The organism is Paenibacillus stellifer, from assembly GCF_000758685.1.
Taxonomy (GTDB): domain Bacteria; phylum Bacillota; class Bacilli; order Paenibacillales; family Paenibacillaceae; genus Paenibacillus_AQ; species Paenibacillus_AQ stellifer.
This window is the reverse complement of sequence record NZ_CP009286.1, coordinates 2,681,684-2,705,933: the sequence shown is the minus strand read 5'-3', so window position 1 is coordinate 2,705,933 and position 24,250 is coordinate 2,681,684. Positions and strand designations below refer to the sequence as shown.

General features: G+C 53.1%; 26 protein-coding genes and 1 pseudogene. 8 read left to right on the top strand and 19 right to left on the bottom strand.

The window, feature by feature from the left end; all coding sequences use genetic code 11:
- The first annotated feature begins 6 nt into the window (after nucleotides 1-6).
- Entirely contained in the window at nucleotides 7-1,632 is a 1,626-nt protein-coding gene (locus PSTEL_RS26260) for an alpha/beta hydrolase (protein ID WP_052098405.1), read from the top strand.
- A 226-nt stretch (nucleotides 1,633-1,858) separates the two neighbouring features.
- On the opposite strand, the gene PSTEL_RS12305 is transcribed toward PSTEL_RS26260, so the two are convergent.
- Genes PSTEL_RS12305 through PSTEL_RS12295 form a run of 3 tightly spaced genes read right to left on the bottom strand, consistent with a single transcriptional unit; the run spans nucleotide 1,859 to nucleotide 4,868 of the window.
- Complete coding sequence (locus tag PSTEL_RS12305) at nucleotides 1,859-2,866, bottom strand: FecCD family ABC transporter permease (RefSeq protein ID WP_038695673.1); 1,008 nt, start codon at nucleotides 2,864-2,866, stop codon at nucleotides 1,859-1,861.
- Nucleotides 2,863-3,873, bottom strand: a complete 1,011-nt coding sequence (locus PSTEL_RS12300) for a FecCD family ABC transporter permease (protein WP_038700771.1) — start codon at nucleotides 3,871-3,873, stop codon at nucleotides 2,863-2,865. The genes PSTEL_RS12305 and PSTEL_RS12300 overlap by 4 nt, the downstream gene beginning before the upstream one ends.
- A gap of 5 nt (nucleotides 3,874-3,878) precedes the next feature.
- Entirely contained in the window at nucleotides 3,879-4,868 is a 990-nt protein-coding gene (locus PSTEL_RS12295) for an iron-hydroxamate ABC transporter substrate-binding protein (protein WP_038695671.1), read from the bottom strand.
- Nucleotides 4,869-5,072: 204 nt separating this feature from the next.
- Here PSTEL_RS12295 and PSTEL_RS12290 point away from each other — a divergent pair, with 204 nt between their 5' ends.
- Nucleotides 5,073-5,501, top strand: a complete 429-nt coding sequence (locus tag PSTEL_RS12290; protein ID WP_084065009.1) for a GNAT family N-acetyltransferase — start codon at nucleotides 5,073-5,075, stop codon at nucleotides 5,499-5,501.
- Between the two features lie 16 nt (nucleotides 5,502-5,517).
- On the opposite strand, the gene PSTEL_RS12285 is transcribed toward PSTEL_RS12290, so the two are convergent.
- From PSTEL_RS12285 to PSTEL_RS12265, 5 genes are all read right to left on the bottom strand, one after another.
- Nucleotides 5,518-6,657 (bottom strand): glycosyltransferase family 2 protein, encoded by a 1,140-nt coding sequence (locus PSTEL_RS12285; protein WP_038695670.1) that lies wholly within the window; start codon nucleotides 6,655-6,657, stop codon nucleotides 5,518-5,520.
- Nucleotides 6,658-6,740: 83 nt separating this feature from the next.
- A complete protein-coding gene (locus tag PSTEL_RS12280; protein WP_038695668.1) occupies nucleotides 6,741-7,373 on the bottom strand; it encodes a TetR/AcrR family transcriptional regulator in 633 nt (210 codons plus the stop codon).
- Between the two features lie 128 nt (nucleotides 7,374-7,501).
- Nucleotides 7,502-8,701 carry an ABC transporter substrate-binding protein gene (locus PSTEL_RS12275; RefSeq protein WP_169744572.1) on the bottom strand — a complete coding sequence of 400 codons (1,200 nt, stop codon included), beginning with the start codon at nucleotides 8,699-8,701 and terminating at the stop codon, nucleotides 7,502-7,504.
- Between the two features lie 98 nt (nucleotides 8,702-8,799).
- Entirely contained in the window at nucleotides 8,800-9,339 is a 540-nt protein-coding gene (locus PSTEL_RS12270; RefSeq protein WP_038695666.1) for an HXXEE domain-containing protein, read from the bottom strand.
- A gap of 32 nt (nucleotides 9,340-9,371) precedes the next feature.
- Nucleotides 9,372-9,941, bottom strand: coding sequence for a TetR/AcrR family transcriptional regulator (locus PSTEL_RS12265; protein ID WP_038695664.1), 570 nt, complete (start codon nucleotides 9,939-9,941; stop codon nucleotides 9,372-9,374).
- Between the two features lie 221 nt (nucleotides 9,942-10,162).
- Here PSTEL_RS12265 and PSTEL_RS28455 point away from each other — a divergent pair, with 221 nt between their 5' ends.
- Both PSTEL_RS28455 and PSTEL_RS28450 read left to right on the top strand, forming a co-directional pair.
- Nucleotides 10,163-10,738, top strand: a complete 576-nt coding sequence (locus PSTEL_RS28455; RefSeq protein ID WP_052098402.1) for a serine hydrolase domain-containing protein — start codon at nucleotides 10,163-10,165, stop codon at nucleotides 10,736-10,738.
- On the top strand, nucleotides 10,687-11,271 hold the full coding sequence (locus PSTEL_RS28450) for a hypothetical protein (protein ID WP_245625150.1): 585 nt from the start codon (nucleotides 10,687-10,689) through the stop codon (nucleotides 11,269-11,271). The genes PSTEL_RS28455 and PSTEL_RS28450 overlap by 52 nt, the downstream gene beginning before the upstream one ends.
- A 63-nt stretch (nucleotides 11,272-11,334) precedes the next feature.
- Here the strand turns inward: PSTEL_RS28450 and PSTEL_RS12255 are convergent, their stop codons facing one another.
- Both PSTEL_RS12255 and PSTEL_RS12250 read right to left on the bottom strand, forming a co-directional pair.
- Nucleotides 11,335-12,567, bottom strand: coding sequence for an aminopeptidase (locus tag PSTEL_RS12255; RefSeq protein WP_038695662.1), 1,233 nt, complete (start codon nucleotides 12,565-12,567; stop codon nucleotides 11,335-11,337).
- A gap of 89 nt (nucleotides 12,568-12,656) precedes the next feature.
- A complete protein-coding gene (locus tag PSTEL_RS12250) occupies nucleotides 12,657-13,415 on the bottom strand; it encodes an exodeoxyribonuclease III (RefSeq protein ID WP_038695660.1) in 759 nt (252 codons plus the stop codon).
- Nucleotides 13,416-13,547: 132 nt separating this feature from the next.
- On the opposite strand from PSTEL_RS12250, the gene PSTEL_RS12245 reads away from it, so the two are divergent.
- Nucleotides 13,548-14,225 (top strand): DNA alkylation repair protein, encoded by a 678-nt coding sequence (locus tag PSTEL_RS12245; RefSeq protein WP_038695658.1) that lies wholly within the window; start codon nucleotides 13,548-13,550, stop codon nucleotides 14,223-14,225.
- Between the two features lie 168 nt (nucleotides 14,226-14,393).
- On the opposite strand, the gene PSTEL_RS27630 is transcribed toward PSTEL_RS12245, so the two are convergent.
- Nucleotides 14,394-14,594 (bottom strand): hypothetical protein, encoded by a 201-nt coding sequence (locus PSTEL_RS27630; protein WP_156995860.1) that lies wholly within the window; start codon nucleotides 14,592-14,594, stop codon nucleotides 14,394-14,396.
- Between PSTEL_RS27630 and PSTEL_RS28945 the strand changes: the two are divergent.
- Nucleotides 14,587-15,165: pseudogene (locus tag PSTEL_RS28945) on the top strand (transposase); the annotation flags it as partial. The gene PSTEL_RS27630 and the pseudogene PSTEL_RS28945 sit on opposite strands and share 8 nt — an antisense overlap.
- A 33-nt stretch (nucleotides 15,166-15,198) precedes the next feature.
- Here the strand turns inward: PSTEL_RS28945 and abnB are convergent.
- From abnB to PSTEL_RS12225, 3 genes are all read right to left on the bottom strand, one after another.
- Entirely contained in the window at nucleotides 15,199-16,659 is a 1,461-nt protein-coding gene (abnB, locus tag PSTEL_RS12235) for an arabinan endo-1,5-alpha-L-arabinosidase AbnB (RefSeq protein WP_038695656.1), read from the bottom strand.
- Nucleotides 16,660-16,781: 122 nt separating this feature from the next.
- A complete protein-coding gene (gene paiA / locus PSTEL_RS12230; RefSeq protein ID WP_038695654.1) occupies nucleotides 16,782-17,300 on the bottom strand; it encodes a spermidine/spermine N(1)-acetyltransferase in 519 nt (172 codons plus the stop codon).
- A 25-nt stretch (nucleotides 17,301-17,325) separates the two neighbouring features.
- The gene (locus tag PSTEL_RS12225; protein ID WP_038695652.1) at nucleotides 17,326-17,778 is read right to left on the bottom strand and encodes a MarR family winged helix-turn-helix transcriptional regulator; all 453 of its coding nucleotides are present in this window, start codon (nucleotides 17,776-17,778) and stop codon (nucleotides 17,326-17,328) included.
- Nucleotides 17,779-18,051: 273 nt separating this feature from the next.
- Here PSTEL_RS12225 and PSTEL_RS12220 point away from each other — a divergent pair, with 273 nt between their 5' ends.
- A complete protein-coding gene (locus PSTEL_RS12220) occupies nucleotides 18,052-18,438 on the top strand; it encodes a hypothetical protein (protein WP_245625146.1) in 387 nt (128 codons plus the stop codon).
- Between the two features lie 139 nt (nucleotides 18,439-18,577).
- On the opposite strand, the gene PSTEL_RS12215 is transcribed toward PSTEL_RS12220, so the two are convergent.
- The 4 genes from PSTEL_RS12215 to PSTEL_RS12200 form a co-directional block, all read right to left on the bottom strand.
- On the bottom strand, nucleotides 18,578-19,588 hold the full coding sequence (locus tag PSTEL_RS12215; protein WP_245625145.1) for a phosphotransferase family protein: 1,011 nt from the start codon (nucleotides 19,586-19,588) through the stop codon (nucleotides 18,578-18,580).
- Between the two features lie 122 nt (nucleotides 19,589-19,710).
- Complete coding sequence (locus PSTEL_RS12210) at nucleotides 19,711-20,679, bottom strand: sugar phosphate isomerase/epimerase family protein (RefSeq protein ID WP_038695648.1); 969 nt, start codon at nucleotides 20,677-20,679, stop codon at nucleotides 19,711-19,713.
- A 35-nt stretch (nucleotides 20,680-20,714) separates the two neighbouring features.
- The gene (locus PSTEL_RS12205; RefSeq protein ID WP_038695646.1) at nucleotides 20,715-21,809 is read right to left on the bottom strand and encodes a Gfo/Idh/MocA family protein; all 1,095 of its coding nucleotides are present in this window, start codon (nucleotides 21,807-21,809) and stop codon (nucleotides 20,715-20,717) included.
- Nucleotides 21,802-22,569 (bottom strand): sugar phosphate isomerase/epimerase family protein, encoded by a 768-nt coding sequence (locus PSTEL_RS12200; RefSeq protein ID WP_038695644.1) that lies wholly within the window; start codon nucleotides 22,567-22,569, stop codon nucleotides 21,802-21,804. Before PSTEL_RS12200 ends, PSTEL_RS12205 begins: the two co-directional genes overlap by 8 nt.
- A gap of 260 nt (nucleotides 22,570-22,829) precedes the next feature.
- Here PSTEL_RS12200 and PSTEL_RS12195 point away from each other — a divergent pair, with 260 nt between their 5' ends.
- A complete protein-coding gene (locus PSTEL_RS12195) occupies nucleotides 22,830-23,663 on the top strand; it encodes an AraC family transcriptional regulator (RefSeq protein ID WP_038695642.1) in 834 nt (277 codons plus the stop codon).
- A gap of 54 nt (nucleotides 23,664-23,717) precedes the next feature.
- Here the strand turns inward: PSTEL_RS12195 and PSTEL_RS12190 are convergent, their stop codons facing one another.
- Nucleotides 23,718-24,122, bottom strand: coding sequence for a hypothetical protein (locus PSTEL_RS12190; protein WP_038695640.1), 405 nt, complete (start codon nucleotides 24,120-24,122; stop codon nucleotides 23,718-23,720).
- Between the last annotated feature and the right edge of the window lie 128 nt (nucleotides 24,123-24,250).

Here is a 24,250-nt window from a genome sequence, read left to right as displayed (position 1 = left end):
ATTATTGTGTTGGCGGAACTTACCCATTCCATCGAAATCGGCGGCAGACGGCTTACGATATGGCTGCCGCCCTCCTATCCCCGTTCCAACAAGCGCTATCCTGCCGTATACATTCACGATGGCGGCCAGCTCATGCTAAGCAGCTGCAATTTCGTACAGATGCTGTTCAGGGAAGGCAGGCTGGAGGAACTGATTTTGGTCGGGATATCAACGGCCTGCCGGACCGATGACTACTCGCCCTGGCCCGCCGAAGCGCTGAAGGAAGGCCGTCCCTCCTTTGGCGGTCATGGCCCGGCATACGTCGATGAAATCGCCGACCGGATCAAGCCCTATGTGGACGCCCATTACCGGACTGCCCCCGAACCGGAGCACACGGGAATGATCGGCGGATCGCTTGGCGGACTTGTTACTGCGCTGGCCGCCTACCGGCGTCCCGACACCTTCCGGAGATTCGGAATGCTCTCCCCTTCCTTCTGGTTCGAAGGCTTCCGGACATTTGCGGAGCAGTCGCCGCTTCCCTCGCAGGATATCCGGTTGTATATCTCGGCAGGCAGCCTTGAAGGCATCTATAAAGAAGGCATACAGAAGCATGCCTTGAGCAGTATTCGGGACACGGCTGACCGATGGCGCCGCCAGGCGCTCCATTCCGGCCAGCTAAAGCTTCATATAGAAGATGAGGCGACGCATGATCTGGTGTTCATGGCCCGGCAGTTTCCGGAGGCGCTCCGCGAGCTGTATCCTGCTGCCGCCCTACTGGAAGAACCGTTACAGGTACGCAGCAGCGAATTTCAGGATCAGAATGCCGATTCATCCAGGCACCATCAGCGGTATGCCGTGCCGAGGACCGAGGTCTTTGATTTCAGCTCGGCAATCACTGGCCGCAAATACCGTATCTCCGTCTATCCGCCTTCCATGCCGCCTCCTGAAGAAGGCTTTCCCGTTCTTTATACGGTTGACATGAATGCCTATTTCGGATCAATAGCCGAAGCCATGACGCTTCAGACAAGGCATCCCAAGGGACTGAAGCCCGCCATGATCGTCGGCATCGGCTATCCATCGGATGAACCGTTCGTAATGGACCGGCGTTTTCTCGACTTAACCATACCCGCCAATCCGGAAGATCTAAGGCCGGATGGCACTCCCTGGCCTGCCAATGGGGAAGCGGAAACATTCCTGGATTTTTTCGAGAATGAAATAATGCCTATGATCTCCCGGAGGTATCCGGCCGGCAGCGGCAAGCGTTCCCTGTTCGGTCACTCGCTCGGAGGCTTCTTCTGTCTATACACGCTGATGACAAGACCTTATCTGTTTCAAACCTATATTGCGGGAAGCCCGTCAATCTGGTGGAAAGACCATGTTCTGTTTAGTATGCTGGAGGATTGGAAATGCGCCGAGAATCGCCCGTCGGCATATCCGGCTCCGTCGGTCCTTATCGCTATCGGCTCACTGGAGAAGGGCATGATGCTGCAGGATGCACAGCAGATATATGAACAAATAAAATTGCTGGAGGGCCGGGAGCTGGACCGGGTGTCCTATCACCTTTTTGCGGAAGAAGGACATGTTTCGGTGCTCCACCCGCTGATCAGCCGGATGCTGCTGTTCATATCGGGGAACGCCCAAAGGATAACGTGAATGGGCGTACCTGAATAAGTAAGTACACTGAACAACTATGTACACTGAATAACAGTCCGTAGCTGCACATATTCGAAAACATTCAAGCACTCGCCAATCCCTATGTTCTACTAACTCTGTCCACTCAAAAAGGAGGTTGTCCCGGTCCGTCATGTTATGACTTCCGGTGACAACCTCCATTATTTTTGCAGCGAATTGAAGCCTAATTGTATTTCCAATGTACGGATTATTTCTTCAGCAGCAGATAAGCGAAATAAGGTGCACCGATCAGCGCGGCTATGACCCCGGCCGGGATACCGTCGGGTCCCGCGATGTTGTGGCCGATCAGGTCGGCGACAATCAGCAGCCAGCTTCCTAGCAGGAGTGAGATCGGAACATACAGCTGATGCCTTGGGCCTACGAGCGACTTCGCAATATGCGGAGCCATCAGGCCGATAAAGGCGATGCCCCCTGTTACCGAAACGGCCGACGAGGCAAGCGCTACTGCAGCGATCATCAGCAGCAGCCGTTCGCGCTGCATCCGGACGCCGATCCCCACCGTTACATGCTCGCTGAGCGACAGCAGATTAAGCACATTGGACTTGTACAGAACGAACGGAACCAGCAGGATCAGCCAAGGCAGCAGTGCATAGATGTAAGGCCAGTCGGTGCCCCAAATATTGCCCGCCAGCCATTTGGCGATAAAGTCGAATTTCTGGCGGTCGGTCGACGAGATCACAATGATCATAAGGCCGGATAGCGCCATGGAAAAGCCCGTCCCGGTCAGTACCAGCTTGAGCGGCTGCAGCCCCTCGGTCTTACTGTACGCGAATAAGTAGATGAGCACCGCGGCGAGAAATCCGCCGGCAAATCCGACCAGCGGCAGCATATAGGCAAAGGAAACCGCGTCTACCGGAACATACAGAAAGAATACAGCGACCGCCACTCCCGCTCCGGAGTTGATCCCCACAATGCCAGGATCGGCGAGATCGTTGCGTGTTACGGCCTGAAGAATGGAGCCGGAAAGAGCAAGAGCCATTCCCGAGAGCATCGTCACGATCATGCGGGGCAGCCGGACGGAGAAGAGCACGAATTCGTCCTTAAACGAACCGTGTCCCAGAAGAGTCGGAATAATCCGGTCGTAAGACACGGAGGAACTGCCGATGCCCATTCCGACAATCAGCGTTCCGATCAGCAGGAAGATCAGCGAAGCGACGATCGTTCTCTGTCTGGCCAATAGTTCGTTTCGGATCATGACAGTGATTTCCCTCCTTTTCTGACGATAATCAGAAAGAACGGAAGGCCCAGCAGAGCGATAATGGCTGCAACCGGCGTTTCATACGGAGCGTTGATCATGCGGCCGACTGTGTCGGCAAGCAGCATGAAAGCAGCGCCGCATACCGCCGACAGCGGCAAAATGTTCCGGTAATCCGTTCCCGCGAACATTCGCACAATATGCGGAATCATCAGGCCCATAAAGGCCATATTTCCTACCAGAGCGACGGACGATCCCGAGAGGATCACGACCATCACGAAGAGTATAACTTTGACCTGTCCGGTTCGAAGACCGAGACCGACGGCTGTCGAATCATTAAGGCTGAGAATGGTCAAAGGCCTGGCGAAGCCGATCGCGATAATAATGCCGATCACGACGAATGGCAGAATGCTGCGGACCTGATCCCATGACGTACCGACCAGTCCGGCGGCCGTCCACATGGAGACATCCTTGGACAGCTTGAAATACAGCGCCACACCTTCAGCCACCGCTGTCAGCAGTGCGGAGACCGCCGCCCCCGCCAACACGAGCTGTATGGAGGACAATCCGCTTTTGGATGCCGCGCCGAGTCCGAATACCATCAGCGCACCAACCGCAGCTCCGACAAAGCAGGCCAGCATAATGCCGGAATAAGTCAGCGAAGGAATAAAAGCCAGGGCGCAAGCAAGCGCTGCATTGCCCCCGGAGGTGATGCCCAGCAGTCCGGGATCAGCCAGCGGATTGCGCGTCAGCCCCTGCATGATCGCCCCTGATACGGCCAGTGCCGCGCCTACGAGAAGGCCTGCCGCTATACGCGGCAGGCGAATTTCCCGTATCAGACCGATATTATCTCCGGATGCGTTAGTGAACAGCGCCTGCCATGCCTCATGCAGCGTCGTCGACTTGGCCCCAACCACAAGCGATACCGCAAAGGCCAGGATGAGTACGAGAAGCGCGGCTGCAAGCTTTCCCCAGGAGAATCCTGTTTGTATGGACACTTTTTTCATCGGAATCACTTGCCCAGGAACATCTTGATGAAGAAATCCAGCTGGTAATCAAGCGTCAGCGGATCATTGAAGTAGAAGCTCTTGGCATCGACCTCATATACCTGGTTGTTCTTGACGGCCGGGATGTTCTTGTACGTTTCGGTCTGCTGGAAGGCGTTATCCATATCAGAGCTCTTGCTGAAAATAACATAATCGCCCATATATTCAGGAAGCACTTCAAGAGACACAGCGTACCAACCGTCCTTGGCAACTGCATCCTTCACTTTTACCGGCATGTTCAGCTTCATGCCCTGATACAGTATTTCCGTGCCACGGCCCCAGTGATCGCCGAAGAGATAAAATTGCTTGGCGTCATTCTCCATAACGGAGATGGTCTTGTCGCCGATCTTCGCCCGGATTTCCTCTCCCGCTGTCGCCATCCGCGCTTTGAAGTCATCGACCCAAACTTGAGCCTCTTTCTCCTTGTTCAGCAGCTTGCCGATTTCGATATGCTGGGTCAAGTAATCGACTTTAGCGTACGTATAGACAACTGTCGGGGCGATCTGCTTGAGCTTGTCCAGATTCTTCACGCTGTCGTAAGCGATAATGAGATCCGGCTTCAGCTCGATGATCTTCTCCAGATCCTCTTCGGATACGGCCTCGACGTCCTTCAGCTTATCCGCAAAATTCGGGTTGTTCTTGCTCCAGGAATCAACGCCGACCAGGTTGACGCCAAGCGCCAGCACATTGCCCGTGAAGCCGGACAGTACCACGACGCGCTGCGGATTCACCGGAACTTCTACCGGACCTGCATCCGATTGGTATGTAAATGTCCCTGTGCTTCCTTCTGGGGCAATTGTGCTTTCGGCCGAAGCTGCCGGCGCTGATGCAGTCGGGCTGGCTGGACTTGGGCTTGTGCTTGCCGAAGAGCCTCCGGCATTATTTGTGCCATTATTTCCACAAGCAGTAACCACCGCCATCATCAGAATGAATACCGGAATCCACAACTTCTTCATTTCCTTATCCCCCTATCAAGCTCTTGTATGTATTAGTGATAATGATTATCACTTTCAATGATTAAAACTTTAAATTGTCCTGTGCAATCTGTCAATGCCATAAAGGAAATTTTTTGTACAGCGGGCGAAATGTCCATCTCCGCACTGTATGAATTCGGGAATTCAGGATATGATTGAGGTCGGAAAACCAGTTATTAGGGGGTTATGATGAACAATTTAACGATCAGAGAAGCCGACGGGAGCGACCTTGATCTGCTCGCAGAAATGAACAGACAACTTATTGCGGACGAACAGCATGACAATTCCATGAATATCGGACAACTGAAGGAGCGTATGCAGCGGTTCATCGAAACCGACTACACCGCCTATTTATTTCTCTTCGAGGGGGAAATAACAGGATATTCGCTGATCAGGCATCACTCCAATCCGCTGTACATCAGACATTACTTCATCCGCCGGGAATACCGCCGCCAAGGACTTGGAAGAGAAGCCTTCCTCGTCCTGACGGGTCATCTGCAGACGGATAAACTTGATGTTGAAGCGATGTTCTGGAACGAGCGTGCCTTGAGTTTCTGGAGATCGCTCGGCTTTAAGGAGAGAAGCGTATATTTTCGTTCCAGTCCGAATCCGTAATCCGATATCCCAACGGTCAGGACTTCAAATTGTTCAAATTATAGGTCGTGCCGCGCCAGGTCATGCCGCCGTTCACTTTCGCCCGGTAAGCGCCTCTTACTCCACCGGCAATCAGGCAGAGGCCGATTAACGGATGCGCCAGACCGTACCATGCGCCGCCCCCGGCATGCCGAGAATACCGGAAATACAGCCAGAATACCGACAAAAGGCTGAGGCCGCACACCACTCTTGCGCCTATCGGACCCAAGAAGAGACCGGCCCAGGGATACAGCATGGTCAGCATGCAGGCCACAGTGGTCATCACAGCTTTACCCGGCGTGAACAAGGACTTCTCCACGCTTCCGATCAACTGGCGGAGACTTTCATACCAATTCCAGACCGCGATCATGCCGCTGCCGTACATAACGTTCTGGCGCAGCCCGAACTTCTTGACTCTTTTGGCAAGCTCGTTGTCGTCTGTAGTCACGTACGCGAAAGCGGCGTGTGTTCCAATCGCCTCATAAGCGCTTCGGCGCAGCAGGTTGAATGCCCCTACTCCGAGCGTCTGAGGCGCTTTCGGGTCCTTAGCCTTCCACAGCATCCCGAACGATGAAGCGCTGGAGAAGATGTACGCTCCGTACCACTTGGAGAAAAGATGGCTGCCCTTGAAATCGGGAATCAGCGACAGATGGTCAACTTCTTCCTTTCGGCAGGATGTCTCGGCCTTGGCGAGGCATTCCGGATGAAACAGGATGTCCCCGTCCGTGAACAGCAGCCATTCCCCTTTTGCCAATTTGACTCCTTCATGGAGCGCATGGCTTTTGCCCATCCAGCCTTCCGGCAGTTCCGTGATCTGGAAGCCCGTCACCTGCGGAAATTCTGCCTCCATCCGCTTTATAATTTCGCCCGTCCCATCGGAGGATCGGTCATCGACGACGATAATCTCAAACCGTTCATAGCTCTGGGCCGCCAGAGAACGGATGCAGCGTTCCAGTGCTTTTTGCTCATTCCGGGCCGCGATTACAACCGAGATCAAGGGCCGGATATCTTTCGGCTCCGGTTCCGGCTTCGTTTCGGCCAAACGGCCGATTTTACTGCCTTTTAAGCCGTAAATCGCTGCAGCCCAGCCCCACATCAGCAAGTTGATCCCGCCGAGAATCCAATACAGCACATTCATTTGTCAACATCTCCCGAATAATTTGTACGATCGTTCTAATCTTGGCAAAAAGAAAACGGCTATCAAACAGCCGATTTCTCCTGTTAAACTTGGGGTCCCGCTTCCGGCGCACGATCGTCATCATGCCCCGGTGCGGCCACCGCCTGGATGAACATTTTCGCTGTCTCCCTGTACAAGCTCCGCAGCAACTTATGGTCCAGTGTATTCACGAATACATTAAGACCGCCAAGCCAGGCGCCGAGCAGCATGCTCAGACGATCCGGATCGTCCTTGCTGAACAGGCCCGCGTCCATTCCCTCCGCGATAATACTCCGATACGCTGCGACCGGCGTGGCCGCAAGTCCGTACAGCGCCTGTAACGTTAAGGGCTGGACATCTGGATGCGCGGCAAGCTCCTGCCCCGCCTTCAGCAGATCCTGCTGGTAGTTGTCCATGACAAAGTCGGCAATGGCGTACACCTTGTCGACCGCCGTTCTGCACGCCCCGGCCCGTTCCGCCCAGCGTTCTCCCCAGCTTCGTATCGTCTGCTGCGCGAGCGCGACGAACAGCTCCTCCTTGCTCTTGAAGTGATAATAAATATGTCCCTTGCTGTGACCCGCCGCCTTGGAAATATCACTGATGGAAGTCGCATTGTACCCCTTCCGGGAGAACAGCGCTTCGGCTTCGCGGAGCACGTCCCGGCGTACCTGTTCACTGTCGTAAGATCTTTTGTTCATAACCCTTCACTGTTTCCTTCACAGAATAGAACGCTCGTACTAAACCGATCTTACAAGAATTTTTCTTCGTTGACAAGCGCAATTTCAGGTTCCAAGCGCATTTCAGGTTCATATCGGATAGATGCGTTTTATTGGATCACCGACTCCGGCTTGCTCTTCCAATTGTGCCGGAATACCGAATGCACATGCTCTTTCAGCTTCTGGAGATCGACCGACCGCAAATATTCCCAGCCAAGCCATTTCATCCGCGCGCCCGATGGCAAACCGTTGTCCACCTCCGCATTCAGTGAAGCGAACGAACAGGCCGCTACCTCCCGGCCAAGCCGGGGACCTGTTATATAATTCGCAATAGGAGCAAGATCGTCATAACGATCCCGGCGGACCAGCATGAACAGCGGGTTGGACAGCGCGCCGTCTTCCGGCCAGATAACGGATACGCGATCCGGACGAGGACATACCTTTGCGAACGCCCAAGGCAGCACATAAATCGCCGCGCCCTCGCCGGATGGGCTGCCGGCCGCTTTTGCCATTTTCGAGCCGTGCCAGCCGTCTTTGATCGTTACACCCAGCCGCTCTACACCCTTATCACCATGCTCCTTGTAGATATGCATCAGCAGCATCTCTGAAATTTTCTCCGAGGACCCGACTACAATGACATTATTCTCATATACCGGGTTCATCAGATCAGCCCATTCTCTGGGCCGAGGCAGCGAGCCGATCCGGGTCTCGTCAACCATCATCACATACGGATAGACGCCGTAGAGCGTATACGCCCCATAAGGGTCGATAAGTTCGGAAGGAAGTCCGGCATTCAGCGGCATGTCCACCGATCGAAACAGCCCGCGGCTCAGCAGATTGTCTCTGAATTCCGCCCGGAAATAGTCAGCAATCCCGCATCCCGTTACGATGCCCGGAAACTTGGAAATATCGCTCGTCTGCCATGCGTTCCGGTAGGGGTTCCCGCCTCCGCAGTTTCTCGGCAAATAACAGTTGAACATTTCCCCGGTCTCTTCCCGGTAATCCGTCATCCAGTCGTCGAAGCAGGCTTGAAACCGCTGGCGCATCAAACAAATTGACATTCCGAGAAGATCAAGCTCGCCAGGCTGCGGCAGGAGCCCCTCGTCCTCCCCCTCGTTCAACAGCGACAGCAGCGTGTCCGCCGGCTTGCTCTCGCTCTTCAGCATCCGGTTCAGATACGCGTCCCCGCCATAGCGGTCTATCAATTGCTCCGTTCCTGCCGCACCGAAATAATCGGACAGAACTTCCGCCTTGTGCGGGTAATCCCGCAGCACCTCGCCAAGCTTCAAGTACGTTCGTATCGATCCCAACTTGATTCCTCCCTCTGCCTCATTGTCCTCCTTCTGCGGTGACTGTTCTTGTTTCATCCGATTTTCTTAAATTTTTTCGAAAAAGGGAGTGATGAATATCACTGGAAGTAGGCTTTAGCCCTTCCTTTGAGCAGCAGGACAAGCAGCGGCGGCCCGGCTAGCAGGAGCAGCAGCACACCTCCTCCAATATCACCCCAATCTGCTGTCCCAGAGGAGATCAGACGGTAGAACGCATAGAGCGAATAAGGCAGCACAATCAGAATCGACGTCCAGACGCCGGGCGTGTACATTTTGAGATAGAGAGCTTGAAAAATATGCGTGAACGCATGCAGAAAGAACAGAGACAGCGCTGCGAGAAAAGGAAGATAGAACGAGAAGAACGCCGCCATTCCCGTGAACACCACGATAAACCCGTACACATACAGCACATCGAGGGCAAACCGCCGTGTGCCGCAGAACATGGAAGCATGCAGAGCCTTCCGGGCAAAAGGCGGCAGCGCGCCCAGCACCTTCTCACGGTTGCGCCCAGCCCAATCTTCCACAGTCAGAATTTCTTCGAAATCATGAAACATGAACAGCACGGGGAACAGCCACAGCAGACTGGGCCACTCCACCACTGAATCAAGTCCATGCAGCATAACGCCACCTCCAGCAAAATAATAGGCACAGCCTATTTCAAAATCCCGCGCAAAAACAGCCTTGCCGCCTGATTACCCAGTTCTTCGACGCTTCTCTCTCCATTCATCAGATAACGGTACGCCAAATATTCCACGGCGGCGACGAGCGATTCCGCAGCCAGCCCTGGCTCGATCTCCGGACTTACGACACCCCGGGACTGGTTCAGCCGGAGATTGTCCGCAACTCCCCGGGCAAGCTCCAGCCGTATCCGTTCGCCGGCAGCTCCTTGAAGCGCGATTCTGGTCAGATTCAGATTCTCTCCCAGCAGCTTGAACATGGCAATCAGCGAATGTGTTGCAAAAGCCTCCAGCTTGCCGTCCGGCTGTCTCCCGGCTTCTTCCCCCGCGTTGCCGAGCTCCCTGATCCGATCCTCGAAGCGCCGCAGCAGCTCATTCATCAGCTCTTCCTTGCTCGGAAAATATAGATAAAACGAAGCCTGTGTCAATCCGGCGCCCGCGACGATCTGACTGACTGTCGTTCCGTGATAACCTTGTGCCGCAAACCGTTCTTCCGCTGACGCCAGAAGCCGAGCACGAGTAGTTTCTCCTTTGACTCCCGCCATTCTTCCTAACCTCCCTAAGATCGAAAAATATAACTGATTAGTTAGTTATTTTCTAATTATAACTATTTTGCTGACAAATTGAAGCCTTTATTCTGTGTGTTAAGGAAAAAAAAGCATAGGAAGTTCTGGCGGTAGCGTTTACAATATTATGGAAAGATATGCCTACACTCTCATCAACAGGGCTAACAAGTCATATCAACGGGGACGAGCGCCTGTCATCCATGACTATCCGTCATCTGCTTGCGATGTCCAGTGGACATGCCAGTGAAACTTTGGTCTCGGTCAATCGCGACAATCGGAGAAGCTGGTCGGAGATTTTCTTCTCCGAGCCGCTAGTGTACGAGCCGGGTAGCCAATTTGTCTACAACAGCGGTGCAACCTACATGCTGTCGGCCATTCTTCAGAAGGTTACAGGCATAACGCTGCTGGATTATTTGCGGCCTCGCCTCTTTGATCCGCTCGGGATCGTGAACCCGGTCTGGGAGACATGTCCCGACGGGATTAGCGCAGGCGGCTGGGGATTGTATTTGCGGACGGAGGATATTGCGAAATTCGGGCAGCTGCTGCTACAGGAAGGCGTCTGGAAAGGGACAAGACTTCTGGATTCCAGCTGGGTGCAAGAAGCCACATCCAAGCAGATCTCAAACGGTGATGCAGAAGACAGTGAATGGTCGCAAGGCTATGGCTACCAGTTCTGGCGCTGCAAACATGGTGCGTACCGCGCTGATGGCGCGTTCGGGCAGCTGTGCGTGGTGATGCGGGAACAGGTGCGATATTCGCCGCAACGGCAGGTGTAGATGATATTCAGGCTGTGCTGAACACGTTGTGGAAGCATACCCTCCCGGCCTTCTCCGCATCCCCTTTGCCTGCCGATCCGGCAAGCGAAGACTTCCTGAAGAGAAGACTCGGTGAGCTGTCCATCCAGCCGCCCGGTTCTCTGCCCGCCTCCGGCCGGGAGAGTGAAATATCCGGCAGAAGGCTGGTCCTTAAGCCTAACAATGCCGGACTGGAGTCGCTAGCCCTTCAGTTCCGGGATGATGCTGTGGAGATGTCTGTGAGCTATGCGGGCCAGCCTGTGTCTGCGCTTCTCGGAAGACAGCGCTGGCAGGATGGCGAGACCGTGTTCGAAGGAAACTCAAATGTCCGTGTATCATCCGCCTTCGGCTGGGACGGACGGGATCGTCTTGAACTTGCTGTTCGCGTCATCGAGTCGCCGACCTGCATCACGATTGCCCTTGTCCTTGACAAGGACTTATGCACACTGCACTACAGAGAACACCCGACCTTTGAGAATACCGGGACTACCGTGATCGAAGGAAACTGGGAATAAGCTTCCGGCTATTGCGATAAGACAAGAGGCAAGCGACTCAGCATTCGATGCCGCAGCGCTTGACTAAGCCCAATTCCCCTTGCGGAATACCGGTTCCAGCGTGCCGTCCGGAAGCTCGCCGTCAATATCCAGCTCGGCCGAGCCAATCATGAAATCGACGTGGGTTAAGCTGACGTTCGCACCTGCCTGGAGCAGTTCCTCACGGCTTAGCTTCGTTCCGCCTTCAATGTTGACGGGATAGGCACTGCCAAGCGCGAAATGGCAGGATGCATTCTCGTCGATACCTGTGTTGTAGAAGATGCGGTTCAGCCGGGAAATCGGCGAATCATGCGGCACAAGCGCCATCTCGCCAAGGTAGGATGCGCCTTCGTCCGTCTCCAGCAGCGTCGCCAGATGCTCGCGTCCTTCTGCGGCGTCGAACGCTGTGACCTTGCCGTTCGTGAAGGTCAGCTTGATGCCGTCAACCAGCCGTCCGTTCAGATTGAGCGGCATCGTGCTGCTGACCGTCCCGTTCACGCGGGCCCGGTGAGGCATCGTGTACACTTCCTCCGTCGGCATATTGGCGACGAAGTACACGCCCTGCCCGTTCTCGCCGCCGGCAGCACGCCACAGATGCCCTTCGGGCAGCCCGACCTTAAGGTCCGTTCCGGGCGCCCGGTAATGCAGGCTGCGATAGCGCTTCGCGTTCAGCCGGTCCTGGCTCTTCTTAAGCTCGGCGATATGCTCCCGCCAAGCCTCCACCGGGTCGCGCTTCTCATCGACCCGGTTCATGAGGAAGATCGCCTCCCACATGGCGGTGATCCGCTGCTCTTCGGGCAGGTCGGCGAATACTTTGGCCGCCCACGCCCGGGTGGGCGCCTTGATCAGCGACCAGCTGATCTTGTTATTCCGCGTATAGGCGGAATACTTCTGGTTCGCGACCGCCGCAGCCTTGACTGCGGTCGCGACAGCGCCGGCGTCGACACCGCTCAGGAGCTCGGGGTCCGGCACCTTGATGCGCAGGATGGCTCCGCCTTCCTCCGCGAATTTCTCCATCATATCCGAGTGCCACTGCGGATAGTAGCTGAACGAATCCGCAGGCGCGTGCTCATAGCGGATACGGGTTACCGCTTCATCGTCCCAATCCACCATGACGTATTTGGCGCCCGCGTCATACGCCTTGGCGACGATGAGCCGTGTAAGCTCGGCCGTCTCAAGCGGCGCGTTCACGATCAGCACCTGGCCGGGCTGAACATTCACTCCGACCTTGATGACAAGCTGGGCGTATTTGTCCAGAAGTTGTTCGAAAGATTTCATATGTGCAAGCCTCCGATGAAAGTTAAAAATGTACAGCGCATTATTCCATTTTATCACAAAAATCCATTACAAAACCGCAATACACAATCTTACACCCCATCAAGCTCCATCACAACCGGACAGTGGTCGCTGCCCATAACGGCGCATTCGATGCCCGCTTCCTTTACGGAGCTTGCCAGCCTGGAGGACACGAGAAAATAGTCGATCCGCCAGCCCACATTCCGTTCCCTGACCTTCGGCATATAGGACCACCAGGAATATATATCGGTCTTGTCCGGGTACAGGTAGCGGAATGTATCGACGAAACCGGCTTCCAGCAGCTCGGTCATTTTGCCCCGCTCCTCATTCGTGAAGCCCGAATTGCCCATATTTGCCTTGGCGTTCTTCAGATCGATTTCACGATGCGCCACATTGAGATCCCCGCATACAACTACGGGCTTGTCCCGGTCGAGCTTCTTGAGATATTCCCGGAACCGGTCCTCCCACTCCATCCGGTAAGCCAGCCGCGAAAGATCGCGGCGCGCGTTCGGAGTATACACATTGATTAGATAAAAGTTCTCATATTCGAGCGTCAGCACTCTGCCTTCCGTGTCATCCTCACCATCAAGTCCGCGTGTGACGGACAATGGTTCGGTTTTGGTGAAGACAGCGGTCCCCGAATATCCTTTCTTCTCGGCGTAATTCCAGTATTGAAGGTATTTGCCGTCATGGTCCAAGGCGATCTGGCCCTCCTGCAGCTTGGTCTCCTGCACGCAGAATATATCAGCGTCCGCCTCGCCAAAATAATCGTTAAATCCTTTATTCACACATGCTCTCAGTCCATTGACGTTCCAGGATATCAGCTTCATTCTTTCATCTCCTCTTCCGTTTGCCTATGTATTATCAATTTGGCTATGCTTCAGTCTGTGATTTTTATGGAACGGCAGTTCGCCTTTTTCATGATACAATAAATTTATCCTGCTGTGAAAGAAAGGAATACAATGATGAACGGACCTTTAGACCTGCTGATTAATCAGCTGGAACAAATGCGGCAGCCCGGGGAGGCCGCTGCCATGAGCGCTTACCAGCGCAATCAATTTCCATTCCTAGGCGTCCGGACGCCCGAGCGAAGGCTTGTCCTGAAGCAGTTTCTTACTGGGCATCCGGCGGACAAGTCGTGGGTTCCCCTGTTGTGGGAGCTCCCGGAGCGCGAGTATCACTATTGCGGCGTGGACATTTTGCTTGCCTTAAAAAAGAAGCTCACCCCTGCGGACGTTCCCCTCATCGAAAGCTGCATTACCCGGCACTCCTGGTGGGATACCGTCGACCTCCTCGCCTCGGGCGCTGCCGCTGCGCTGCTGCGTAATTATCCGGAACTGCAGGATGAATGCGGCAACAAATGGATTGCGTCCGAGAATATGTGGCTCAACCGGACCGCCATTCTGTTTCAGCTGCACTATAAGGATGCGACGGATGAATACCGGCTGTACCGGTACATCCGGATGCATGCCGGTTCGAAGGAGTTCTTCATCCAGAAGGCGATCGGCTGGGCGCTCCGGGAATACTCCAAGTTCAATCCGGCTTCTGTGGAGGCGTTCATTGATAAGGAGGAGCTGATGCCGCTGAGCCGGCGGGAAGGGCTGAAATGGCTGCAGCGGCAATCTGGAGAATCTTCGTAGATTTTAAGCATTTGCATCCATTCATGGAGCGATCTTGAATTAAAAAGGGGCTGTCCCATAAGCCATGAATTGGCTGCTTGGGACGCCCCTTGGTTTTGGAGTAAGATCTACTTGGGCACTTAGCGAGGACGCTCCACGAACGGACCGTTGTTCCAATCGCTGTTGTGTTCAGATTTTTTTCATTCCCCTTAGCGGTGAAAATCCGGACACAAAGGCGACCGCTTTCGCTTTTCCGCGGGTCGTTCCGTCCTCTCCGCTGTTTAAGCGGGTAAAGTTATTAAATTCCTCTCTTAAATCACGAAGAAACCACCCTTTTGGTAAAATGGAAGTACCACCAACCATCCCTAAAGGAGCGATTTCTTTGTACATTCAATATACACTGGACCAACTTTACCTGCCAATGGATTTAGAAGAAGATATCCCAGAACACCACCTCATTCGTGTCGTGAACTCAGCCGTAAATCGGCTGGACGACACCATCTTTGACGCTGCCTATCCCGGCGGTGGCCGTGATAGCTATCACCCTAAAATGCTGACCAAGGTCATCATCTACGCTTACACACAGCGCATCTATTCTTCCAGGCAAATCGCGAAAGCCATTCGGGAGAACATCCCCTTCAGGTAGCTGGCCGGTCGACAGCGACCGGGCTTTCGGACCCTTAACCGCTTCCGCTCCCAGCGAATGAGGGATGTCCTCGAAACCGTATTTACCGCTGTCCTTCAATTTTTAGCGGACGAAAAATAGGTGTCTCTGGAGCACAACTTCGTAGATGGTACCAAGATCGAGGCCAACGCCAATCGGTATACCTTTGTTTGGGGCAAGGCCGTGAGTAAGCACAAGACGAAGCTGCAAGAGAAGGTACATGCCCTGTTTGCCACCATTGAGGCCGCAGAGCACCAAGAAGAACAGGAGTGTCAGAGCAAGGACCTTGCCGAACTCGTCTGATTTGGGGTTCCATTTCGGATGGACTCCCTACTTCACATGGCTGCCCCAAATGGACACTCCTTCTTCCGACTGGACGGTGAACGTCATCACATGGCTCTGTGTCCCTTCGTCCCACTGGCGGAGAAATACGCCGTCGTATTTGGTTCCATCAATGGTGATGACAGCATTATGACCATCCTTAAGGCTCCATGTACCACTGACGGCGCCGGTTACGGTGCCATCTTTCTTCAGCTCGATGATTTCGGATTCTACCGTCTCTGCCGAGATGACCTTGCCGTGATTGATCATTGTGTAGGACCCTGCCGCATCCTCTTCCGTATAATCGCCGATCGTCTCGCCTGCATACCGGTGAGGTGCGACGACGGGCCAGCCCTTGTCGTTCATGAACATTTGATGGACGCGCACCTCATGCTCTTCTCCTCTGCCCGGAAAACGGGTATGGAAGATCAAATAGTATTTGCCGGTATCTTCATCATAATAAGCGGAATTGTGTCCGGGCGAGACATAGCCTTCGCTTGACATCCCCGTCTCACCATCTGCTGGCTGGAACTCAAAATTGCCCATCAGCTTCACACCGTACGGCGCATAGGCCGGATCATCAAACAGCACGCCAGGGGTCCCCTGCGCGTTGATCATATCCTGTCCTTGGGCATCGGTAAACGGACCGTCCGGCGATTTCGAGCGGGCAACACGGATATTGTAACCCCCGTCCGCCGTCAATCCTCCAAAAGACAGAAACAGGTAGTAATAGTCCGTCTCCGGGCTGTACAGCATGTACGAGCCTTCAATGCGGGCATGGTAGCCTCCGAGCACTTTTTTACCATAACCTTGGCTCTTCAGCGGTTTTCCCGTCTCGGGATCAAGCTTCAGCACAAAGATTCCGCCGGAATACGAGCCATAGACCATCCACAGCTCTCCGTTCTTATCGAACAAAACATCCGGGTCCACCACATTCGGCTGCTCATTCGCGTTATACACCGTTCCGTCATCGGAAACCCCGTCCATACCCGATTTGAGAATAATGCCTTTGTTCTTGTAAGGGCCTTCAATGTTGTCCGCAACGGCTATGCCCATAGCCGACAGCGGGGAGTCTCCCCGGCAGGCGTTATAGTACATATAGAATTTGCCGTCCGCCAGCTGAATAACATCCGGCGCCCACAGCGTGTCCGACTGCGCCCAACCCAACGTCTCGGACAGTTCTGTCGTCACATTCGGAATAAGCGGGTTGCCGTCCGCCACACCATCCGAAATTTGCGTCCAGGACATCAGATCCTTCGACTTGGCCGATGCAAGATGGGAGCCGAATACGTAATACGTATCCTTGACCTTGATGACGGACGGATCATGTACGGAAACATCGGCGAAGACCGGAGCCGCCCCTGACCCTTCGCCCCCTCCTTTATCGGCCTGCTCCGCAGGTGAGCTGCAAGCGCTCAGCAAGCCCGCCGTCACTACTAACGAAAAGCCCAGTTTCTTCAATGTTATCATCCCCCTATGTATACCCTTTCATTTTGAATCGGGGAAGGATTTGTGTCAATGATTATTTTATATTTATTTGTTTCTTTTCATAAACTATTGAAGTTAAAGGAAAAGATCATTTCAGCGAATTGCTATCTCAGTGTTTTAGTCATTATGTAGTCGAATTGCTCCTCATCCCCCATATAGAACGAGTGAACTCCCGTCTGCACAAAACCCAGTTTTGTATAAAACTCAATTGCATTCGCGTTTTTCTCCCAAACTCCTAGCCAGACCAGCTGTTTGTTCTGACTAATGGCTACTTCCATTGCTGTGTTAAATAAGTATTTTCCAAGCCCTTTTCTTTGATATTGGGATCGCACATAAATTCTCTCAATCTCGAGCAATTCAGTGCCCATTTGTTCAGATTGAGCATCATTCATATTCACCTTTAAATACCCAGCAATTTCCTCATTAAAAAAGATGAAGTAAAACTCCGAATAAGCATTGGACAATTCCTTCTCCAACTGCTTGAAGTTAAATGTTTTTTCCAAATAGGCATTCATATTTTCTGGTGAATTCTGATCTTTAAAAGTATCGCTGAATGTTTCAATACTGATCTCCTGGAGTATCCGTAAATCCTCAAGGCTGCACTTCTTTTGTTTTACAGTCATTTTGATTAAGCTCCTTTATTTACAATTAATAATTTCTCTTGTTCCCCTTTTTCACAAATTCCCAGTCAATTTCTATATTTTTTCTAACTCTTTGAAGAAGTTGAAAAAGGGTTTCTGCCTCGTTCTCAGATAACCCCGCTAAAGCGACTTTATCCGAATGATCATGTTCTCTTTTTATAAATGAAAACGCAATTCCCCCTTTTTCTGTCGGGAATAGTTTTTTTATTTTTTTGTTTTGCTCATCATTCTTCTTTTCAATAAAATCATTCGCTTCAAGCTTTTGAACTGCACGAGCTGCGGTTGTTCGGTCTACTTTAATCATTTCAGCTAGCTTTTCTTGAATAATCCCAGGATTTTCAACGATTCGCACGAGATACAAATACTGTCCTTTTGTAAGGTCAAACTCCTTGAATTCAATATTGCTTATCGAATCTAATGCCCTTGCAATCATACCGATTTCTCTCAGAATTTCCTTCATATCTGCAACTCCGCTAATTATGTTTTTAAAAGTGGCAAAAAAATCGTATACCATTTTTGTTGTATTTGCAACATTAATTCGTGCACTTCTCAGAGCACCCTGTCCATTAGCCCCTTTGAAACTACTACTTATGAACCATTTTCCTATAATTATGATATTTATGTGAGTCTATAGAACTATCGATTGACAAGTGCTATAATTTGGTAGAAATTTGAGAATAAGAGGGGACGAGAAATGAAAGGTAAAATTTCAAAAACCGTACTTCTGCTTGTGATGGCATTAGTCTTGCTTACGCAGCCTGTTGCGGCGGCGGGCAAGACGGTCAAAGTCAAAGTAACTTTTGTCAGCGCAACCCTTGTAGAGAACAACCATGTGGGCAACGAATGGTGGTGGGGCGGATATGTGAACGGGAAGGAGCTTGAAGAGGGTTCATCTGTCACTTTGGACGTAAGCTCAGCCGGTACGATCAAGCTCCAGGCCGAAGCTCAGGAACTGGATAAAATACCGGAAGAAGGCTCGAAGTCCGCAACTGTCAAAGTCTCCTCCATCACCTCCGCCGTAACCAAATCGCTCAATGTGACGGTAGTGGAGAACCGTGGAAGATACTCGGGAAATACAGCAACCTGGAAGTTTGAGTTCAAGGTCGAGAAAGTGAAATAACCGAAACGTGAAATAATCGGGCAAAATGAAACAACCAGCTCCTTGCGGGCTGGTTGTTCTCATGACAATTATAAGGCTTCTGAATTCATGCACCGTTCCTATGCTATCCGGCGGTGGAGATCCATATCTCCCGCTGACATCAGCGTCCGGAGAAGCGTTGCCAGCCCTCCCTAATCTGATTATGCGCCCACTTCAGATGCTCCTCGCTGGTGTACTTTCGGGAGAAGCACTCCACGAAATAGATGAGATCCAGGTACAGATCGTACAGCTTCTTGCGCTGCAGCTCGTTCGGACTGTCGCAAAAGCTGCCATATCCCTCATAGAATGCATCGTTGCCTTCAACCCGGCGCAGCTGCTCCTCCGCAATATAGCGGAAATGGAACTCCATCAGCGGATCGCCCCAGAGCGCACGCTCCCAGTCGATCAGTGCGGTTATCTTCCCGTCTTCGACGAACACATTGCCCTCCCAGAGATCCCAATGGACGAGCCTTGGTTCCTTCACCTCATCGAGGGCCGGCAGCACCTCTTCGATTCCTCTCTCCACCTCACTGCGCCCGATCGGCATAGGCGCCTTAAGCCGGACGGCATCGTCCAGCACATCGCCGATCATGCCGGCAAAGGCTTCTCGCCACGTTCCGGGGTTTCGACCGAGGGGATCGTTGTACAGACCGAACCGGCTGCCCACAACATCATTGATTTGCCGGTTGTAACGGCCCAGCTGTCGTTCGACGGCTGCCCGTTCTTCCGGAGACATCCCCTCGCGGATCTCGTTGAAGGGAATCCCGCGCACCTTATCCATGAAGAAATAATTGTTGGCTACAATCCTGCGGCCAGCGTTGTAAGCATAAACCTCAGGCACAGGCGCAAGCCCTTTCTCCCTGGCAAGCTTAAGCGCTTCCACTTCCGTCCGCATAATGTCCCGTTCATACGTCATTGTCTCTGCATCGTCAGAAGGCGATATTTTTAGGATAGTCTCTCGACCGTCTGTAAGCACAACCTTGTATGCAGCGTTAAAATAACCGCCGGTAAGCTCCTCGATTTCAGCCGCTCCACTGCCCGCCCCAAATGCGTCTGCCGCCAGCTCCCGGATCTGTTCCTCGCTAAGCTTCGATTTCGTCATGCTCTCCATCGTTCCACCTGCCATTTTCATTGTTCTGCGAGTACATATCCCCGCTGAGTATACTGCCAATAGTTACGTATCTCTTGAAAAAAGGCAAGCCCCATTTTACCGGGACCTGCCTTGTGCTCGATCTGAAGGGATTCACGCCAAATTTACAGCCACCACATTTGTCCAAGACTCTCTTGAATCAACACCTGATTCAGGTTGTCGACCGCCTTGGTGAAGCCTTCGTTGATCGACATCAGGCCATCTTCATGCTCGATGCTGACGACATAGTCATAGCCGACCAGCCGCAAGGCGCTGATAATGTCCGACCAGGTCTTCATATCATGACCGTAGCCTACGGTCCGGAACTGCCAGGCGCGGTCCAGCATGTTATCATAGGTCTGCATATCCGTCAGGCCGTAGCGGTTCACGTTAACCGGATCAATCACCGTATCCTTCGCGTGGAAATGGTGGATCGCATTCTCCCGGCCCAGAATTTGGACCGCCTGCACCGGATCGATGCCCTGCCACCACATATGGCTCGGATCGAGGTTGGCGCCGATGACTTCGCCGGCGGCTTCACGCAGCCGCAGCAGCGTTGCCGGGGTGTGCACCGAGAATCCGCCGTGAAGCTCAAGGCCGATCTTGATGCCATGCTCCTTCGCGAAGGCTCCCGTTTCGGTCCAATAAGGGATAATTTTATTCTCCCACTGCCATTTCAACACTTCCTGGTAGTCATTCGGCCAGGGTGCGACAGGCCAGTTCGGATACTTGGCGTCTTCATGATCGCCGGGGCATCCCGAGAAGGTGTTAACAACAGGAACCTCCAGCTTCTCCGCGAGCTTGACCGTGTTGACGAAATCCTCGTGGTCTTTGCGGGCCAGCTCCTTTTGCGGATGAAGCGGGTTGCCGTGACAGCTGAGCGCGCTGATGATCAGGCCTCTTGATTCAACGGTATGTTTAAATGCCTTCAGGGCACTTTCGTCTTCCAGAAGCTGCTGCGGATCGCAGTGGCTCTTGCCGGGATTGCCGCCGGTTCCGATTTCGACCGCTTTGACTCCTTTTTCCGCTACATAGTCGAGCGCTTCCTCCAGCTTGCGACCGCCGAACAGCACTAAAAATACGCCGAGTTTCATAGATTCTTCTTCTCCTCTCCGATTAACGCATGATTTCAGTTATTTGAGCCGTCAAAATAAACCGTCCGGCCTGTACGCGCCGATTCATATATGGCTTCCAGAATTTCAGTGACCACAAGTGCCTGCTCTGGCTTCACCAGCGGCTCCTTATCTTCCAGGACAGCCTCCAGCCACAAGCGGGCTTCGCGGTCAGCATCGGTTTCCGCCTCTCCCGAATAGAAGGCGACTCCGCCGGCAGCAAGATCAATATTCGTCTCATACAGACGGCTGTAGCGCTCGCCGTTAATGCGGAGACCGTCCTTCATATCGGCTCCCGCTTCGGTTCCGCACAGAAGCGTCTTCGCTTCGCCGAACTCGGCGACGTTAAGCGCCCAGCTGGACTCCAGCGAAATCGTCGCGCCGTTCTCCATCGTGATGAAGCCGAAGGCGGAATCCTCCACCTTGAACTGCTCGGTGTCCCACGGTCCCCACGCGTTGGCCGCGTTCTCTCTCTTGCCGAGCTTGTGGAACACGGAGCCCGTTACACTGCGCGGTTTGTAATTGTCCATCAGCCATAGCGTCAAATCGAGGGCATGGGTGCCGATATCGATGAGAGGGCCGCCGCCCTGCTTCTCTTCGTCCAGGAACACGCCCCAGGTCGGAACAGCGCGGCGTCGGAGCGCGATCGCACGGGCGTAATAAATGTCGCCCAGATCGCCGTTCTGACACATTTGCTTCAAATATTGGCTGTCGTCGCGGAACCGGTTCTGATAGGCAATGGACAGCTTCTTGCCTGTGCGCTTGGCTGCTTCCAGCATTTCGCGGGCTTGCGCCGCCGTCTTCGCCATCGGCTTCTCGCACAGGACATGGCAATCCGCTTCCAGCGCGGCGACTGTAATTACCGAGTGGCTGTCGTTCGGCGTGCATACATGCACAACGTCGATGCCGCCGTCGGCAAGCAGCTTTTTGTAATCACTGTAGACCTTGGCGCCTTCGACTCCGTACTTTTCAGCCGCTTCTTGCGCGCGTTCTTCGATAATGTCGCAGAAAGCAACGAGTTCAGCTGCTTTTTGCTTGGACAGACTCGGCAGATGCTTGTTGTTGGCGATACCGCCGCAGCCGATAATTGCGATTTTGAGTGTCTTAGCCATGAATAGTGCCTCCTTGGATATAATGTTGTTTCAACCATTTCATACTGTCTGCAATGCTCTCAAGCGGGTCTCTCGCGCATTCATCCTGCTCGACGATCGCCCACTCCGTTCCGGCTTGTTCCGATGCGGTGATAATACTCTTCAGATCCACTACGCCTTCGCCAAGCACGACAGTCTCCGCAGAGCCATCCTCCCGGGTCTTCATATCTTTGAGATGAATCAGCGGCGTCCGGCCGGCATAACGCCCGAGATATTCTACAGGATCATAGCCTCCGTAATACACCCAGCAAGTATCCATCTCCACCTGAAGAAGCTCCGCAGGAACGGTTCCGTACATGAAGTCGAATGCAGGCTGGCCATCTTTCTTCTCGGTCAGTTCAAAATCGTGGTTGTGATACAGAAGTACGGCTCCCTTATCCGCGCATTGCTTGCCCAGCTTCTTCAGATTGTCTGTCACCGCATCCCAGTCCGCACGTTGCTCTTCGGACAGATAAGGAACGATCACATTCCGGCTGCCGATACTGAGCAGGTAATCGATCTCGGCTTCGCCGTTCTCTAGCAACTCCGTGTAGGGACGGTGCGCGCCGATGGCAACAAGCCCGGTTTCATCTAGCAGCGCCTTGACCTGCTCGGCCGTACGGTCAAAGTAATGAAAGAATTCGACACCCTCGTATCCGAGCTCCGCGACCTTGCGGATGGTGCCTTCGAAGTCTTTGGCCAGTTCTTCTCTAACGGTATAGAGCTGCAGTCCGATCTTCATCTTGTCTCCTCCTGAATAATAAATGGATAACCTGAACAAAAGGAATGATCCTCAAGCCTTCCCCGCTCCGGTATCTTGACGGTTCAAATTAACGAAAAGCTATTTTTCGCTGATTCTTGACGGTTTTCTCTTGTTTTCTTCCTTTTAACTCCCTCAAGAACTACTATTATGTTAAGCTGAAAGCGTATATAATAAAATGAATAATATGATTTAAACATGAACAATCTGCTTGTTATTTCTACGTGATATGGAGGAAGAACATGCCCAAGAATACGCCTTGCACCGTCCTGAGCGCCGGATTTACGCATCACCGCAAGCCTTTCCAAATGCCAAGAGCCGAGGGCTTTCCCCATTACCTCCTGCGCCTGCAGACAGAGGGCAAGTGCAGTGCGCTGGTGGACGGAGCCATCGCTCCCATGGAGCCCGGTTCGCTGCTGCTGATCGCACCGGGCGTTCCCTATCATCTGATTATCGACAAGGAGAGCTTCCCTCATGGAGAACCCCGTGTGGAGAGTGTGGATTATCATATTTTCTGCGAAGGCGTCTGGCTTGATGAATGGTGGAACAGCCGTCCCCGGTCCACCCTTATGAATATACCGCACAGCGAAGGGTTTCTCGGCCTGTTCCGCCAGCTGATTCTGGAGCAGCGCCGTCTGTCCGATTACTCACCGGATATCTCCAGCTGTTACTTGCAGATCTTGTGCATGGAAATTGACCGGATGACCGTCGATCGGCCCAACGCCTCTCCGAGACGATATTTGGCCTTCCGGATGAAGCAGTTCGTCGAAGAGCATGCCGCGCTGCCCTTTCGACTTCAAGAGGTTGCCGCGCATGCTGAAATCTCCGTCTCCCGGGCTGTTCATCTGTTCAAGGAGAGCTTCGGCATGTCGATTGTCCAATATGTCAATGAGGTCCGGCTCGATATGGCCCGGGAGCGGATTATCTACAGCCCGATGCCGCTAGAGCATATTGCCGAGACTTGTGGTTTTGCAAATTATACCTACTTCCACCGGCAGTTCCGCAAAAGGTTCGGCATGTCCCCGAAGCAATTCCGCGCGCACAGCCGGGAGAAAGATGCGCCGGCGCTCGTCTAGCATGGCAAAAGCGGATACCCTACCTACAGGGCATCCGCTTCTTGAATATGCTCATTATTTCGCAGCTTCTTTTATCGACAGCAGCTTGCGAACACGCACGACGTCGTCTCCTTTTACCCGCTGCTCCGTATAGATGAACATGACCCTGGACCCTTCCTCAAGGCTGTCCAGACGAGGCTCCAACGCCTCAGTGAACTGAAGATCAACCGGCTCGCCATAGACGGAAATTTCGACCGTATGGCCGTCAGCAAGCCCTTCGTAAATTCCGTAACTCTGCTTCTTCACAGCTGGAGTCAGTCCGCCTGCGGCAGACTTCTCATACCCGGGCACATGAATGGGGCTCGGCTCTGCAAAGACCGAAAGTCCTCCGATAGACAGCATTAGCGCCGTCACAACGGCGATTGCCGCGGTAAAGATGACAGCCGGGAGCTTGCCACGGCCGTGCTGATGAATGTTCATGGTGTCGCACCTCACTTCTTGGAATTGTTATAACCTGATAGCGATAGTGAAGGCTTCTCCTATGTACTCTTTTTATAACCGGATATTCCTTCAAATAAACGCTTGAGGTGTGACCCGGAAATCCGAAC

Excerpts from the sequence above, each read along its gene's own strand:
- PSTEL_RS12305 (WP_038695673.1), bottom strand. The coding sequence starts at position 2,866 with ATGATCCGAAACGAACTATTGGCCAGACAGAGAACGATCGTCGCTTCG.
- PSTEL_RS12300 (WP_038700771.1), bottom strand. The coding sequence starts at position 3,873 with ATGAAAAAAGTGTCCATACAAACAGGATTCTCCTGGGGAAAGCTTGCA.
- PSTEL_RS12295 (WP_038695671.1), bottom strand. The coding sequence starts at position 4,868 with ATGAAGAAGTTGTGGATTCCGGTATTCATTCTGATGATGGCGGTGGTT.
- PSTEL_RS12290 (WP_084065009.1), top strand. The coding sequence starts at position 5,073 with ATGATGAACAATTTAACGATCAGAGAAGCCGACGGGAGCGACCTTGAT.
- PSTEL_RS12285 (WP_038695670.1), bottom strand. The coding sequence starts at position 6,657 with ATGAATGTGCTGTATTGGATTCTCGGCGGGATCAACTTGCTGATGTGG.
- PSTEL_RS12280 (WP_038695668.1), bottom strand. The coding sequence starts at position 7,373 with ATGAACAAAAGATCTTACGACAGTGAACAGGTACGCCGGGACGTGCTC.
- PSTEL_RS12270 (WP_038695666.1), bottom strand. The coding sequence starts at position 9,339 with ATGCTGCATGGACTTGATTCAGTGGTGGAGTGGCCCAGTCTGCTGTGG.
- PSTEL_RS12265 (WP_038695664.1), bottom strand. The coding sequence starts at position 9,941 with ATGGCGGGAGTCAAAGGAGAAACTACTCGTGCTCGGCTTCTGGCGTCA.
- PSTEL_RS28455 (WP_052098402.1), top strand. The coding sequence starts at position 10,163 with ATGACTATCCGTCATCTGCTTGCGATGTCCAGTGGACATGCCAGTGAA.
- PSTEL_RS12255 (WP_038695662.1), bottom strand. The coding sequence starts at position 12,567 with ATGAAATCTTTCGAACAACTTCTGGACAAATACGCCCAGCTTGTCATC.
- PSTEL_RS12250 (WP_038695660.1), bottom strand. The coding sequence starts at position 13,415 with ATGAAGCTGATATCCTGGAACGTCAATGGACTGAGAGCATGTGTGAAT.
- PSTEL_RS12245 (WP_038695658.1), top strand. The coding sequence starts at position 13,548 with ATGATGAACGGACCTTTAGACCTGCTGATTAATCAGCTGGAACAAATG.
- PSTEL_RS27630 (WP_156995860.1), bottom strand. The coding sequence starts at position 14,594 with ATGTACAAAGAAATCGCTCCTTTAGGGATGGTTGGTGGTACTTCCATT.
- abnB (WP_038695656.1), bottom strand. The coding sequence starts at position 16,659 with ATGATAACATTGAAGAAACTGGGCTTTTCGTTAGTAGTGACGGCGGGC.
- paiA (WP_038695654.1), bottom strand. The coding sequence starts at position 17,300 with ATGACTGTAAAACAAAAGAAGTGCAGCCTTGAGGATTTACGGATACTC.
- PSTEL_RS12225 (WP_038695652.1), bottom strand. The coding sequence starts at position 17,778 with ATGAAGGAAATTCTGAGAGAAATCGGTATGATTGCAAGGGCATTAGAT.
- PSTEL_RS12220 (WP_245625146.1), top strand. The coding sequence starts at position 18,052 with ATGGCATTAGTCTTGCTTACGCAGCCTGTTGCGGCGGCGGGCAAGACG.
- PSTEL_RS12215 (WP_245625145.1), bottom strand. The coding sequence starts at position 19,588 with ATGAAAATGGCAGGTGGAACGATGGAGAGCATGACGAAATCGAAGCTT.
- PSTEL_RS12210 (WP_038695648.1), bottom strand. The coding sequence starts at position 20,679 with ATGAAACTCGGCGTATTTTTAGTGCTGTTCGGCGGTCGCAAGCTGGAG.
- PSTEL_RS12205 (WP_038695646.1), bottom strand. The coding sequence starts at position 21,809 with ATGGCTAAGACACTCAAAATCGCAATTATCGGCTGCGGCGGTATCGCC.
- PSTEL_RS12200 (WP_038695644.1), bottom strand. The coding sequence starts at position 22,569 with ATGAAGATCGGACTGCAGCTCTATACCGTTAGAGAAGAACTGGCCAAA.
- PSTEL_RS12195 (WP_038695642.1), top strand. The coding sequence starts at position 22,830 with ATGCCCAAGAATACGCCTTGCACCGTCCTGAGCGCCGGATTTACGCAT.
- PSTEL_RS12190 (WP_038695640.1), bottom strand. The coding sequence starts at position 24,122 with ATGAACATTCATCAGCACGGCCGTGGCAAGCTCCCGGCTGTCATCTTT.